We start from the raw sequence: 389 nt of genomic DNA, 5'->3' as shown, positions 1-389 counted from the left end.
ACCTCGGCGAAGATCGTGGTGGCAGGGGGCTTCGGCGTGGGTAAGACCACGTTTGTCGGTGCCGTCTCGGAGATCAATCCGCTGCGCACCGAAGCCGTGATGACGTCCGCGTCCGCGGGCATCGACGACCTGACCCACACCGGGGACAAGACCACGACCACCGTGGCCATGGACTTCGGACGCATCACCCTGGACCAGGACCTGATCCTCTACCTGTTCGGCACCCCCGGACAGGACCGCTTCTGGTTCATGTGGGACGACCTGGTCCGCGGCGCCATCGGCGCCGTCGTCCTCGTCGACACCCGCCGCCTCGCCGACTGCTTCCCCGCGGTCGACTACTTCGAGAACAGCGGCCTGCCGTTCGTCATCGCCCTCAACGGCTTCGACGG

General features: G+C 66.8%; 1 protein-coding gene. It reads left to right on the top strand.

Features of this window, described 5'->3' with window-relative positions:
• Nucleotides 1-389 (top strand): GTP-binding protein (locus OO67_RS35455; RefSeq protein WP_033305956.1); only part of this gene is annotated, 389 nt, incomplete at both ends.

This window comes from Streptomyces atroolivaceus (assembly GCF_000717025.1).
GTDB lineage: Bacteria > Actinomycetota > Actinomycetes > Streptomycetales > Streptomycetaceae > Streptomyces > Streptomyces atroolivaceus.
Note: the sequence above shows the minus strand (reverse complement) of the source record. Positions and strands in the feature narration are given on the sequence as shown.